Source organism: Luteibacter sp. HAY1-4A, from assembly GCF_056755355.1.
The window spans coordinates 1-13,636 of sequence record NZ_JBNDHZ010000026.1; the positions used below are offsets into that span (position 1 = coordinate 1).

General features: G+C 67.8%; 13 protein-coding genes. 11 read left to right on the plus strand and 2 right to left on the minus strand.

The window, feature by feature from the left end; all coding sequences use genetic code 11:
• The first annotated feature begins 225 nt into the window (after window positions 1-225).
• The 11 genes from miaA to ACPYOD_RS10535 all read left to right on the plus strand — a co-directional run bounded on the left by miaA (window position 226) and on the right by ACPYOD_RS10535 (window position 12,040).
• A complete protein-coding gene (miaA, locus tag ACPYOD_RS10485; protein WP_481301687.1) occupies window positions 226-1,182 on the plus strand; it encodes a tRNA (adenosine(37)-N6)-dimethylallyltransferase MiaA in 957 nt (318 codons plus the stop codon).
• A 109-nt stretch (window positions 1,183-1,291) separates the two neighbouring features.
• On the plus strand, window positions 1,292-1,552 hold the full coding sequence (hfq, locus tag ACPYOD_RS10490; protein WP_481301688.1) for an RNA chaperone Hfq: 261 nt from the start codon (window positions 1,292-1,294) through the stop codon (window positions 1,550-1,552).
• A gap of 92 nt (window positions 1,553-1,644) precedes the next feature.
• Window positions 1,645-2,952, plus strand: a complete 1,308-nt coding sequence (gene hflX, locus ACPYOD_RS10495) for a ribosome rescue GTPase HflX (RefSeq protein ID WP_481301689.1) — start codon at window positions 1,645-1,647, stop codon at window positions 2,950-2,952.
• A gap of 161 nt (window positions 2,953-3,113) precedes the next feature.
• Window positions 3,114-4,247 carry an FtsH protease activity modulator HflK gene (hflK, locus tag ACPYOD_RS10500; RefSeq protein ID WP_481301690.1) on the plus strand — a complete coding sequence of 378 codons (1,134 nt, stop codon included), beginning with the start codon at window positions 3,114-3,116 and terminating at the stop codon, window positions 4,245-4,247.
• Window positions 4,247-5,116, plus strand: coding sequence for a protease modulator HflC (hflC, locus tag ACPYOD_RS10505; protein ID WP_481301691.1), 870 nt, complete (start codon window positions 4,247-4,249; stop codon window positions 5,114-5,116). The genes hflK and hflC overlap by 1 nt, the downstream gene beginning before the upstream one ends.
• A gap of 30 nt (window positions 5,117-5,146) precedes the next feature.
• On the plus strand, window positions 5,147-6,454 hold the full coding sequence (locus ACPYOD_RS10510; RefSeq protein ID WP_481301692.1) for an adenylosuccinate synthase: 1,308 nt from the start codon (window positions 5,147-5,149) through the stop codon (window positions 6,452-6,454).
• A gap of 4 nt (window positions 6,455-6,458) precedes the next feature.
• Window positions 6,459-7,814 (plus strand): bifunctional tetrahydrofolate synthase/dihydrofolate synthase, encoded by a 1,356-nt coding sequence (gene folC / locus ACPYOD_RS10515; protein ID WP_481301693.1) that lies wholly within the window; start codon window positions 6,459-6,461, stop codon window positions 7,812-7,814.
• An 88-nt stretch (window positions 7,815-7,902) separates the two neighbouring features.
• A complete protein-coding gene (locus ACPYOD_RS10520; protein ID WP_481301694.1) occupies window positions 7,903-8,949 on the plus strand; it encodes an SPOR domain-containing protein in 1,047 nt (348 codons plus the stop codon).
• Window positions 8,950-8,985: 36 nt separating this feature from the next.
• Window positions 8,986-9,621: a CvpA family protein gene (locus ACPYOD_RS10525; RefSeq protein ID WP_481301695.1), complete on the plus strand. Its 636-nt coding sequence runs from the start codon at window positions 8,986-8,988 to the stop codon at window positions 9,619-9,621.
• Window positions 9,622-9,633: 12 nt separating this feature from the next.
• A complete protein-coding gene (gene purF / locus ACPYOD_RS10530; protein ID WP_481301696.1) occupies window positions 9,634-11,112 on the plus strand; it encodes an amidophosphoribosyltransferase in 1,479 nt (492 codons plus the stop codon).
• 127 nt (window positions 11,113-11,239) lie between these two features.
• A complete protein-coding gene (locus ACPYOD_RS10535) occupies window positions 11,240-12,040 on the plus strand; it encodes a ferritin-like domain-containing protein (RefSeq protein WP_481301697.1) in 801 nt (266 codons plus the stop codon).
• 97 nt (window positions 12,041-12,137) lie between these two features.
• Here the strand turns inward: ACPYOD_RS10535 and ACPYOD_RS10540 are convergent, their stop codons facing one another.
• A complete protein-coding gene (locus tag ACPYOD_RS10540; protein WP_481301698.1) occupies window positions 12,138-12,863 on the minus strand; it encodes a UDP-2,3-diacylglucosamine diphosphatase in 726 nt (241 codons plus the stop codon).
• Entirely contained in the window at window positions 12,860-13,624 is a 765-nt protein-coding gene (locus ACPYOD_RS10545; protein ID WP_481301699.1) for a peptidylprolyl isomerase, read from the minus strand. Before ACPYOD_RS10545 ends, ACPYOD_RS10540 begins: the two co-directional genes overlap by 4 nt.
• Window positions 13,625-13,636: the final 12 nt, after the last annotated feature.

Below are 13,636 nucleotides of genomic sequence, written 5' to 3' on the forward strand. Positions count from 1 at the left end.
GCATAAGCGTGTGGACAACTCCATTCCTCCCTTATGCGGCGAGCACTTGCGTTGCGCTGATCAAAAACGCGCCAGTGCTCTCTCGCTTATCCACAGCGGATGTGGATACTCACTGCATAAGCATGTGGACAACTTTGTTTCGGCCTTGCACGACATGCACTTGCGTTGCGCTGGTCAAGGCGTGGCCACCGCCGTAACCTTGCGTCGCCCACGCCACGCGCATCCATGACCGACCATCGCCCCCTCGCCATCTTCCTGATGGGCCCCACTGCTTCGGGCAAGACGGCGCTCGCCTGCGCGTTGGCCGACCGCTTTCCCGTCGACCTGGTGAGCGTCGACTCGGCCCTGGTCTATCGCGGACTCGATATCGGCTCGGCCAAGCCCGATGCGGCGACACTGGCGCGCTATCCACATGCGCTGGTCGACATCCGCGACCCGAGCCACGCGTATTCCGCCGCCGAGTTCAGGGAAGACGCGACCGGCGCCATGGAGCGCATCACCGCGAAGGGCAGGGTGCCGCTGCTCGTCGGCGGCACCGGTCTGTACTTCCGCGCCTTGCAGCATGGCCTGTCCGATCTTCCGGAAGCGCATGCCGCCACCCGCGCGCGCTTGTCCGCGGAAGCCTCGGTCGTTGGTTGGGAAGCGATGCACGCGCGCATGGCCGCCCTCGACCCGGCGGCCGGCGCGCGCATACGCCCGGGGGACGCCCAGCGCATCCAGCGGGCGCTGGAGGTCATGGAGCTGACCGGACGGCCGCTCAGCGAACTGCAACAGGGTGGCGCGACGGTCCGGTTTCCCTGGCGGGTGCTGAAGCTCGCCCTGCTGCCGGCAGATCGCGGCGTGCTCCACGAGCGCATCGCGCGGCGTTTCGACGGCATGCTGGATGCGGGCTTCCTCGACGAGGTGCGCGGCCTTCGAGCCCGCGGCGACCTCCATCCCGACCTCCCCGCGATCCGCGCGGTGGGCTACCGGCAGGCGTGGGAGCACCTGGAAGGCGAGTACGACGCCACGGAGTTCCGCAACCGTGGTATCTATGCCACTCGTCAACTCGCCAAGCGCCAGATCACCTGGTTGCGGAGCGAGGTGGACGCCCGAACGTTCGACCCGGACCGGGGGGATCCGTTGCCCGAGGCCGAGCGTGCGGTGGAGCAGTTCGTTGGAATGCCGAAGCCGTCACGGTAGCGGCTTCCAGCGGGCATTTAAAAGCAGTTAAGATTCCGGGCACTTGGGCCGGGGCGCCGCATGGCGTTTTTTACCCGGACCCGTACGAGTAGCGTAGGGGAGAAGAAGAATGTCCAAAGGGCAATCGTTGCAGGATCCATTTCTGAACGCACTGCGCCGCGAGCGCGTTCCCGTCGCCATTTACCTGGTGAACGGCATCAAGCTGCAAGGCACGATCGAGTCGTTCGACCAGTTCGTGGTGCTGCTGCGCAACCAGGTGAGCCAGATGGTCTACAAGCACGCCATCTCCACGGTGGTGCCGAGCCGGAACGTGCGGGTCGGCGGTCACGAAAACCACGGGGAAGCCGGTTCCGGCGACGGCGAGGGTTGAGGGGCCCTCGGCGGAATCCCATATGGGAACGACGGGTGCGCGTGAGCCCTCGGGCCACGCGCACCCCTTTCCACATGAGGTTATCTCCCTAAGTGTTCGATAGACAAAAGAAAGGCGATCGCGCCGTGCTGGTATTGCCGCATTCCCGCGGCGAAGGCGATGCGGTCCGTCGCGGCGAGGAATTCGCCGAACTGGTGTCCTCGGCCGGTGCCGAGATCCTGGCCAGCATTCCGGCGCGGGTCGAAGCGCCCAATCCCCGTTTCTATATCGGCAGCGGCAAGGCGGACGAAGTCGCCGAGGCCGTCCGCGCGCTGGATGCCGACCTGGTCCTGGTGGACCACGTGCTGAGCCCGGTGCAGGAGCGCAACCTCGAAAAACACCTGAAGGCGCGCGTCGTCGACCGTGCGGGCCTCATCCTCGACATCTTCGCCCAGCGTGCCCGTTCCCACGAAGGCAAGCTGGAAGTGGAACTGGCGCAGCTGAAGCACCTGGCTACCCGTCTGGTGCGGGGCTGGACCCATCTGGACGCCCAGCGCGGCGGTGCCATCGGCAACCGCGGTCCGGGCGAAACGCAGCTGGAAACCGACCGCCGCCTGCTCGCCGAGCGGGTGAAGATGCTGACGAAGCGTCTTGAGAAGGTGGGCGTGCAGCGCGACCAGCAGCGCCGGGCCCGCCTGCGCAACACCGTGCCTCGCGTGGCCCTGGTGGGCTACACCAACGCCGGCAAGTCCACGCTCTTCAACGCCCTGACCACTGGCGGCGTGTACGCGGCCGACCAGTTGTTCGCCACGCTGGACCCGACCGTGCGCAAGGTCGACGGCCTCGCCTGTGGGCCGGCCGTGGTGGCCGATACCGTCGGGTTCATCCGCGAACTGCCGCACGATCTCGTGGCCGCCTTCCGGGCGACGCTGGCCGAGGCGCGCGACGCCGACCTCCTGATCCACGTCAGCGACGCCGCCGACGAGGAGCGCGAGTTGCTCGGGCGCGTGGTGAATTCCGTGCTCGAGGAGATCGGTGCGGGCGACGTGCCCCAGCTGTCGGTGATGAACAAGATCGACCTCGTGGACACCGCTCCCCGTGTCGACCGCGGCGACGACGGCAAGCCGCGGCAGGTCTGGCTTTCCGCGGCGACCGGCGCCGGGCTGGCCGGCCTTCGCGAGGCGCTCGGCGAGCTGCTTGGCGGCGAACGCATTCGTGCGGGGCTTGAGCTTCCTCTCACTGCCGGGCGCCTGCACGCTCGCCTGAAGGCCGTCGGCGCCATCGCCGGGGAAGCCGTCGACGAGCACGGCTGGCACCTCGATATCGATGCGCCGCGCTCCGTCCTGGCCCCGCTGTTGAGCGACGGCGACCACTCCAGCCCGTTGCGCGACCTGATCGATCCGCCCGCCGCCGAGTTCTGAACGACCACTCGGCGGCAGCCATCTGGTAGAATTCACAGTGTTTGCGTGCCCCATCGGCGCGGCGACGGGTGTTCGCGCGCCTGACGCCTCTTCCGCCGTCGCGGGTCTGTCCCCAGGCTCAGAAGCCACCCACCTCCGGTCCCCGAAGGAGACTGCCGCCCATGGCTTGGAACGAACCCGGCAACGGCCAGAAGGACCCCTGGAACCGCAATCGGTCGAACGGGCGCAAGCCCGATATCGACGGTGCGCTGAAGAGCCTGAAGGCCCGTTTTGGCCGCTTCGGCGCCGGCAGCGGCGGCATCCTCGCCGTGGTGCTGGTCTTCATCGTGGCCTGGCTCCTGGTGTCCAGCTACACGGTGATCGACGCCCGCCAGGTGGGCGTGGTGCTGCGCTTCGGCCAGTTCTCGCGCATCCTCCCCCCGGGCTTCCACCTGAAGGCCCCGAGCCCCGTGGAAACCGTGACCAAGGTAGAGACCACCCAGGTCCGCTCCGTCTCGGACAACGTGTCCATGCTCACGCGCGACGAGAACATCATCGCCATCGACTTCAACGTGCAGTACCAGGTGTCCGACGCGCGCAAGTTCCTGTACTCCAACGCCGATCGCGAAGAGAACACCATCCATAACGCCGCCGAGGCCGCCGTACGCTCCGTGGTCGGCGCCAACATCATGGACAACATCCTGACCACGCCGGGCGTCGACACGCCGGCACCGACGCAGGCGCCCGTTGCCGGCGTCGCGCCGGCCGTGAAGGAAACCCTGCAGCAGCAGGCCCGCGACATCCTTCAGGACACGCTCGACAAGTACGACGCGGGCATCCTGGTCACAGGCGTCAGCTTCCAGAACGTGTCGCCGCCGAAGGAAGTGAAAGACGCCTTCGACGACGTGAACGCGGCACGCGAAGACAAGCAGAGCGAAGAGAACAAGGCCCGCGCTTACGAAAGCCAGGTGGTTCCGGTGGCCCGCGGCGACGCGGCGCGCATCGCCGCCGAGGCGGAAGCCGAACGCGTGGAACGCATCGCCCGTGCGAACGGCGACGTCGAGCGCTTCAACCTGCTCCTCAAGGAATACCGCGCCGCTCCCGAAGTCACGCGTCGCCGCCTCTGGCTGGAGACGGTAGAAGACGTGATGGCCGGCAACCCGAAGGTCATCGACGGCAGCAACGGCAAGAACATCATCCAGTTGCCCGTGGAGCCCAACAACGCCGCCGTGCGCAACGTGCCGGGTGTCGGCACGGTCATCCAGTCCGCCACGACGGACGCCAATCCGAATGCCTCGCAGGGGGGCGCCCAGTGATGAAGTTCGTTACCGGCATCATCGTCGCGGCCCTGATCCTGCTCGGGTTCAACAGCGTCTTCGTTGTGAAGGAAGGCGAGAACGCTCTGCTTCTGCAGTTCGGCCGCATCGTGCGGGCCGACTATGCGCCGGGCCTGCACTTCAAGCTTCCCGTCGTGCAGCAGGTCATGCGCTTCGACAACCGCATCCTCGGCCTCGACGCGCAGCCCGAGCGTTACTTCACGCTCGAGAAGAAAAGCGTCAACGTCGACTTCTACGTGAAGTGGCGCATTGCCGACAACGCGGCGTATTACCGCGCCACGTCCGGTGAGCAGGTGCAGGCCGTCCAGCGCCTCACGCCCATCGTGAAGGACGCCTTGCGCTACGAATTCAACGCACGTCCGCTGGAAGACCTGATCGCCGGCGGCCGCAAGGACATCACCGAGCGCGTGCGCCAGCAGACCGACGGCGTTGCCCGGAAGAACCTCGGCATTGCCGTGGTCGACGTGCGCATCAAGCGCATCGACCTGCCGGACGAAGTCAGCGGGTCCGTCTACAAGCGCATGCGGGCCGAGCGCCTGCAGCTCGCCAACGAGCTCCGTTACACCGGACAGGAAAGCGCCGAGAAGATCCGCGCCGATGCCGACCGCCAGAAGCTGGTGCTTCTGGCCGACGCCAATCGCGAGGCCACCAAGGTCAAGGGCGACGGCGACGCGCAGGCAGCGGCCATCTATGCGCAGGCCTATAGCCAGGACCCCGAGTTCTTCGCGTTCTATCGCAGCCTCGCGGCGTACCGGAAGGCTTTCGCCGACGGCAAGGGCACGTTCGTGCTGAAGCCCGACTCCGAATTCCTGCGCTACCTCAACGACGGCCCCGGCCGGCAGCGCTAATACCGAATCCTCATCAAAGAGACACAACACATGGGCAAGTCAGTCGTCATTCTCGGCGCGCAGTGGGGCGACGAGGGCAAGGGCAAGATCGTCGACCTCCTCACCGAGCGCGTGGGGGCGGTCGCACGCTTCCAGGGTGGCCACAATGCCGGTCACACGTTGGTGATCAAGGGCAAGAAGACGGTCCTCCACCTCATTCCCTCGGGCATCCTGCGCGACGACGCGCTGTGCCTCATCGGCAATGGCGTGGTGCTGTCTCCCGCCGCGCTGATGAGCGAAATCGCCGAGCTGGAAACGCAGGGCGTCGACGTGCGTCCGCGCCTGAAGATCTCGCCGGCCACGCCGCTGATCATGCCGTACCACATCGCCGTGGATAAGGCGCGCGAAGTCGCGTCCGGCGCGAAGGCCATCGGCACCACGGGGCGCGGTATCGGCCCGGCATATGAAGACAAGGTGGCCCGCCGCTCCATCCGCGTGGCCGACCTCATGTACCCGCACGAGCTGCCGGAGAAAGTGAAGGCCGCCGTGGACTACCACAACTTCGTGCTTACCCAGTGGCTGAAGGCCGAGCCGGTCGACTACCAGACCGTGCTCGACGAGGCCCTGACCTGGGGCGAATACATGCGCCCGATGGTCGACGACGTCGCCACCATCCTGCACGACGTGCGCCGCGACGGCGGCAACATCCTGTATGAAGGCGCGCAGGGCGCGCTGCTCGACATCGACCACGGCACCTATCCGTACGTCACCTCGTCGAACACCACGGTCGGCGGCGCACTGGCCGGCACGGGCGTGGGCGCGCGCGACATCGACTACGTGCTCGGCATCTGCAAGGCCTACGCCACGCGCGTCGGCGGCGGTCCGTTCCCCACCGAACTCAACGACGAGATGGGTGAGTTGCTGCGCAAGAAGGGCAACGAGTTCGGCGCAAGCACGGGCCGCCCGCGTCGCTGCGGCTGGATCGACCTCGTGGCACTGAAGCGCGCGGTGCAGATCAACGGCATCGACGGGCTCGCCATCACCAAGCTCGACGTACTCGACGGCCTGGAGACCATCAAGGTCTGCATCGCTTACGAATACCGCGGCAAGCGCCGCGAGCTTGCGCCGCTGGACGCGGACGGCTGGGCCGAATGCAAGCCGGTGTACCTCGAGTTCCCGGGTTGGGAAGAGTCCACCGCGGGTATCCGCGACTGGAACAAGCTTCCGCCCGCCGCGCGCGCCTACCTGCGTGCCGTGGAGGAACTGTCGGGTTGCAAGCTCGCGCTGGTGGCCACGGGTGCCGATCGTGACGACACCATCGTGCTCGACGACCCGTTCGGTGACGACGGCAACTGCTGATCCGATGAGCCGCACGCTCGGCGAGTGGCTCGCATACCAGGAGCGGACGCACCCGCGCGACATCGAGCTCGGGCTCGAGCGGGTGCGCGCCGTATGGGAGGCGATGGGCGCCCCGCGCCCCGCATCCATCGTGATCACGGTCGGCGGCACCAACGGCAAAGGGTCCACCGTGGCCCTGCTCGAAGGCATGCTGCGCGCCGCCGGTTACCGCACGGGGTGCTACACCTCGCCGCACCTGCTGCGCTACAACGAGCGCATCAGGATCGACGGTGACGATGCAAGCGACGACGCGCTCGTGGCCTCGTTCGAACGCATCGAGGCCGCGCGCGGCGACATCCCCCAGACCTATTTCGAGTTCGGCACCCTCGCGGCGCTGGACCTCATGGCGCGGGCGTCGCTCGACGTGGCCATCCTCGAGGTGGGGCTCGGCGGTCGCCTGGACGCGGTCAACATCGTGGACGCCGATGTCGCGGTGATCACCACCGTCGACCTCGACCATCAGGACTGGCTCGGCAACGACCGCGACAGCATCGGACGCGAAAAAGCGGGCATCGCGAGGGCAGGGCGGCCGGCAGTCGTCGGCGAACCGAATCCGCCGCAAGGCCTGCTGGACGCGCTCCGCGCCATCGGCGCGAATGTCGTCCGCGCTGGCGATGCATTCGACGCGCACGCCGACCTTGTAGGAGCCGCTTCCCTTGTGGGAGCCGCTTCAGCGGCGATCCCGCGGCAGCGGGCAAGCTCGCCGCAAGCACCCATCGCCGCTGAAGCGGCTCCCACAGGGTGGCGCTGGGAGCATCGCGACGGAACCTCGTTCGAACTGCCCTGGCCCGCCCTGGTCGCGCCGGTGCAGATCGCCAACGCCGCGGCCGCCATCGCCGCCCTCCACGCCCTCCGTCCCCGAATCGACGTGCCGGTCGCCGCCGTTCGTGCGGGGCTCTCCTCGGTGAGCGTTCCCGGCCGGTTGCAGCTCATCGCCGATCGTCCGCGCACGCTCGTGGACGTCGGTCACAATCCGCAGGCGGCGCGCGCGCTCGCCGCATGGCTGGACACCCAGTCCCATGGCGGGAAGGTGTTTGCCGTTTACGGTGCCCTCGCGGACAAGGACGTCGGCGGCGTCGTCGAGGCGCTGGGTTCGCGGATCGACCGGTGGTTCCTGGCTGGCCTGGATGCCGACACACCCAGGGGCCTCGAAGCCGACGCGCTCGCCGCGAAGGTCGCTGCCGCGCTACCGGACGCCGACGTCTCCGTCTTCACGAATGTCGCGGAAGCCCGAGTTGCCGCAGGGAAGGCCGCCGGCGAGGCCGATACGATCCTGCTGTTCGGTTCATTCTTCGTGGCATCGGCCGCCCTCGCGGGCTAGAGCACCCGTCGCTCCGCCAGCGCGGAGGGCACCCATTGCCGGGTATAATCGCCGTGATTCGCATTGCACCGGTCGTATGGAGCCTTCCTTGAAAACACGCCTGCTGGGTGCCGCTGTCCTGATCGCTCTCCTGGTGCTGATCGTGCCGATGTTCTTCTCCAGCACACCGCCGAAGACCGACACGGACCAGACCGTCAGCCTCGCCATCCCGCCGGCGCCTGACCGCGAACTGCAGACTCGTACGCTCGACGTCGCGCCCGCCGGTACGCCTGCCGCCGGCACGCCGCCCGCCGCGGCTCAGGCCGTGCAGCAGCCGGCCGCGCCGGCCACGGCACCGGCAGCCACCGTCACGCCGGGAAGCGGCAGTCGCCTGGCTTCGGTGGACATCGCTTCGCGCAAGCCCGCCGACGCCTTGCCCGAGGACCTCGCCGGTACGCCCGCCGCCAGCCCGCGTCCCGCCGCGGCGAAACCCGCACCTGCCGTTACGCCGCCACCGGCAGCGCCCGCCGCGGCAGCGCCGGCCCTGCCGGCCGGTACGGCCGCCCGCGGCAGCTACACCATCAACCTCAGCGCCTACGCCGATCGCGCCAAGGCCGACGCCCTCGTCCAGAAGGTGAAGGCCCTCGGCTACCCGGTGAGCACCGCCGCCACCAACCAGGCCGGCAAGGCGCTTACGCGGGTCAGCGCGGGACCGTTCGAAACCCGCGCCGCCGCTGAGGCGGCACGGCTGAAGATCGTCGCCGCCGCCCCGGGCGCGCCCGCCACCCTTTCATCCAGGGCCGAGTCGCAGACCGCCGACGTCCCGGCCCCGGCGCGCCAGGCCCCGGCCAAGCCCTCCAGCCCGACAGCCACGACGCCCGCGGCAGCGCCCGCCGTTCCCGCGGCAGCGCCCCGCGCCGGCGGCTTCGCGGTCCAGGTAGCCGCGGTCAGCAACGAGGCCGATGCCACGCGCCTGCGCGACAAGCTGCGCGGTGCGGGCATCCCGGGTTACGTGGACAGCATCGCCTCGGGCAGCGGCGCGAAGCTCTGGCGCGTACGTGCCGGGCCGCAGACCCAGCGAGACGACGCGGTACGGCTCAAAGACCAGATCAAGGCCAAGGTCGGCCTCGACGGCGTCGTCGTCACTGCGCCCTGACGGGCGCCCCGCCGTCGAACCGCCGAGGACCACCGAGTGAACTGGGCCGATTACGTCATCCTCGCCGTGCTGTTCATCTCCGTCTTGATCGGCCTGGCGCGCGGCCTCATCTCGGAAGTGCTTTCGCTCGTGATCTGGGTGGCCGCTTTCTGGCTGGCGTGGCTCTTCGGTCCGGAGGTGGCGCGGCATTTCGAGGGCAGCGTGTCGTTGCCCACGGCGCGCTACGCGATCGGTTACGGGCTCTGTTTCATCACGGTGCTGCTGGTGGGCGCCGTGCTGCGTTTCCTGATCTCGCGGCTGGTTTCGAGCACGGGTCTCGGGGGCGTGGATCGCCTGTTCGGGATGCTGTTCGGCCTGGCGCGCGGGGTGCTGATCGTCAGCGGCGTGGTGTTCCTGCTCGGCTTCACGGGGCTTCCGAACGAGCCGCTGTGGCGCGAGTCCACCATGCTCCCGCAGTTCGCCGCGCCGGCCGCATGGCTTGGCCAGCAGGTGCCGGCGAACGTGCGTGAATACATGCACCCGCCGGCGGCGCTGAAGGACATGAAGCTGCCTGACGTGAAATTGCCCAGCCGGGAAGAATTAATGAAACTGCGCGACCTCACGACGCCCGCGCAGCCCACGCAAGAACAGAACGCTCACCCCGCCGCCGCGACCACGGCGGCCTCTTCGTAGAAGGCAAGACCCATGTGCGGAATCATCGGCATCGTCGGTACCACGGAAGTGGCATCGGCCCTGTATGACGGCCTGACCGTCCTGCAACATCGCGGGCAGGATGCCGCCGGCATCGCCACCGTGGACGGCGCGCGCCTGCGCCTGCACAAGGGCAACGGGCTGGTCCGCGACGTCTTCAACTCGGCCGGCGTGAGCAAGCTGCGCGGACGCATCGGCATCGGCCACTGCCGCTACCCCACGGCAGGCTCGGAAGGCACCGAGGAGGCCCAGCCGTTCTACGTGAATTCCCCATACGGCATCGCCTTCGCGCACAACGGCAACCTCGTGAACACCGAGGTGCTGCGCAAGGAGATGTTCGAGGACGACCGCCGCCACATCGACACCGATTCCGATTCCGAAGTGCTGCTCAACGTGCTGGCGCACGAACTGCAGGTGGAAGATCGCGGCAACCTCACGCACGAACACGTCTTCAAGGCGGTGTCGCGCGTGCATGCACGCGCCCGCGGCGGATACGCGTGCATCGCGCTGGTACTGGGCTATGGCCTCATCGCGTTCCGCGACCCCAACGGCATCCGTCCGCTGGTGCTGGGCGAGCGCATCACGGCGGAAGGGCACGAGTACGCCGTGGCCTCGGAATCCGTCGCGCTCGACGTGCTCGGCTTCAAGCGCCTCCGCGACGTCGCCCCCGGCGAAGCGGTCATCATCACCGAGGGTGGCGAGCTGCTCGCGCAGCATTGCGCCGACGGCGCCGTGCACGCGCCCTGCATCTTCGAATACGTGTACCTCGCCCGCCCCGACTCCATGATCGAGGATGTCTCGGTCTACAAGGCGCGCCTGCGCATGGGCGAGAAACTCGCGGAGAAGATCCTTCGCGAGCGCGGCCCGGACCACGGCATCGACGCGGTCATCCCCATTCCCGACACCTCGCGCACGGCGGCCAGTTCGCTGGCGCAGGCGCTCGGCGTGCCGATGCGCGAGGGCCTGGTGAAGAACCGGTACATCGGCCGTACCTTCATCATGCCGGGCCAGGGCGAGCGCGTGAAATCGGTGCGCCGCAAGCTCAACGCCATCGACCTCGAGTTCCGCAAGAAGAACGTGCTGCTCGTGGACGATTCGATCGTGCGTGGCACCACGTCCAAGCAGATCATCCAGATGGCCCGCGACGCCGGCGCGAAGAACGTCTATTTCGCTTCGGCGGCACCGCCGGTGCGTTATCCGAACATCTACGGCATCGACATGCCAGCCGCGTCCGAACTGATCGCCGCCGGACGCACGGTGGAAGAAGTGGAGAAGGCGCTCGGTGCCGACTGGCTGATCTACCAGGACCTGGACGATCTCATCTGGGCGGTGAAGGACGGCAACGAGGAACTGCGCCATTTCGACACCTCGTGCTTCTCCGGCGAATACGTCACCGGCGTGGACGCACGTTTCCTCGAACAGCAGGAAGCCTTGCGCTCCGACGCGGCGAAGAACGAACGCCGCAGCGCGTGACGGCAGGGATAGGAGCGTGCTGTGGGAGCCGGCTATGCCGGCGATCCCGCGGCAGCGGGCCATGTTGGCGCGAGCTCCCATCGCCGCTGAAGCGGCTCCCACAGTTTGTCGACGGCATCTTGGTGCTATGAACGACCTTTACACAGCCGCTCGCCGCTGCCTCGACGCTACCGATCCGGTCGAGAAGGTGAGGCTCACGTTCGACACGTGGGCCGCGCTGGAAAGCGGGAGCCTCGCGCCCGATCCTTCCTCGCCACCACCGTTGCCGATCGGCCTGCCAGGACGGCCCGAACGGCCACGTCTGGTGCCGGCACGGGAACTCGCGCAGCGCGGACTCGGCACGGAAGCGGGCAGGGCGGCCCTGGTGCACGCCATCGCGCACATCGAGTTCAACGCGATCGACCTGGCCTGGGACGCGGTATATCGCTTCCGTGGCAAGCCCGCCTCCTACTATCGCGACTGGGCATCCTGCGCCAACGACGAGGCACGCCATTTCACGATGCTGTGCGGACGCCTCGCGGAACTGGGCCATGCCTATGGCGATTTCGACGCGCACAACGGCTTGTGGGAAATGGCCGAGAAGACGGCGCAAAGCGATACCGCCCGCATGGCGCTCGTGCCGCGCGTACTTGAAGCGCGAGGACTCGACGTCACCCCCGGCATGATGGAACGTCTGCGTCGTCAGGGCGACGAAAGGACGGTGGCTATCCTCGACGTGATCCTGCGCGAGGAAGTGGCGCACGTGGCCGCGGGAACACGCTGGTTCCACTGGTGCTGCGAACGCGACGGCATCGATCCGGAACGCACTTTCGCGCAACTTCTCGCCGACTACATGAACGGTTCGCTGCGTGGACCGTTCAATCTCGAGGCACGGCGAGAGGCCGGCTTTTCCGAATCCGAATTGGGTTGGCTGCAGACGCTCGGCTAAGTGAGCTTTTGTGGGAGCCGCTTCAGCGGCGATTCCGCGGCAGCGGCACGCTCGCGTGAGCACCCATCGCCGCTGAAGCGGCTCCCACACGAAAGTCTCAGAGCGTCAGGCCGCGCAGTTCGACGGTGTGGCCGTCGATACGCAGCACCGAGCCATGGTCGTACCAGTCGCCGAGCACGATCCGCTGCGCATCGGCACCGTCCAGCGCGAAGTCGTGGATGGCCGGGCGGTGCGTGTGTCCATGCACCAGCCGGCGAACGTTCGCACGCCGCATGGCGTCTTCCACGGCGCCCTGGTTCACGTCCATGATCGTCTCGTCGATGCGGCCGGTGCGCGACTTGCTGTCGCTGCGCGCTTTCGCGGCGAAGGCGCGGCGAGCTTCCAGCGGCATGGCCAGGATCTGCGCCTTCCATGCCTCGGTACGCACCTGGGCGCGCACGGCCTGGTATTCGGTATCGTCGGTGCAGAGTACGTCGCCATGCATCAGCAGCGTGGGTTCGCCTTCGATCGTGTGCACGGTGCCGTCGTCGAGCAAGGTCATGCCCGCGCGCTCGGCGAACGCGGGCCCGAGCAGGAAATCGCGGTTGCCGACCATGAAGTAGACCGGCACGCCCGCGTCGCGCAGGCCGCGTGTGGCGGCTGCGATGCGTCCCGGCAATTCGGCGTCGTCGTCGTCGCCGATCCAGGCCTCGACAAGATCCCCGAGGATGTAGAACGCATTCGCGGAACGCGCTTCATCGGAGCCGAGGAAACGTTCGAACAAGGTCGTGATGCCGGGACGTGCATCGTCCAGATGCAGGTCGGCGATGAACAGCGCGCTCATGCCGGCGTCGACGAGGCGGCGGGTTTCTTCTCGGCTTTCTTCGGCGTGGCGGATTTCGCAGGTTCCTTCGCGCCAGAGGCCGGGGCGGCCGTCCTGGCCGGCGCATTGGCCGGGCCAGCCGGTGTCGTCGCGGCCGCGGGCGTGGCCCTTTGCTCGCCGACCACGTTCGCCGATTCGATCACTACCAGCGGGTTCGGCACGTCTCCCACGAAAGGCCCCTGTGCGCGGGTGGGAAGCGCGGCAATCTTGTCGATGGTGTCCATGCCCGAGACGACCTTGCCGAACACCGCGAAGCCCCAGGTGAGGCTGCTCTGGTTGCCGACGTAGTCCAGCCGGCGGTTGTCGACGAGGTTGACGAAGAACTGTGCGGTGCCCGAGTTCGGGTCCGTGCCGCGCGCCACGGCCACCGTGCCGCGCAGGTTCGACAGGCCGTTGTCGGCCTCGCTGGGAATGGCGGCTCGGGTGCGGCGTTGCGTGAGGTCGCGGCTGTAGAGGCCGCCCTGCACCATGTAGCCGTTCACCACGCGATGGAACACGGTGCCGTCGTAGAACCCGTCGCGCACGTACTGGAGGAAATTGGCGACGCTCTTGGGTGCCTTTTCCGGATACAGCTCGAGGGTGAATTCCCCCTGGCTCGTATGCATGACCACTTTCGGATGCTCGACCGCGGCGGGAGGCGGCGTCGCCGGCTTGGCGGCCTGTTGCGCCAGGACGGCGGCGGGCAGGGCGAGGAGGGCGCTGGCGAGGACGGCTCTGAACATGGGCAACCGATC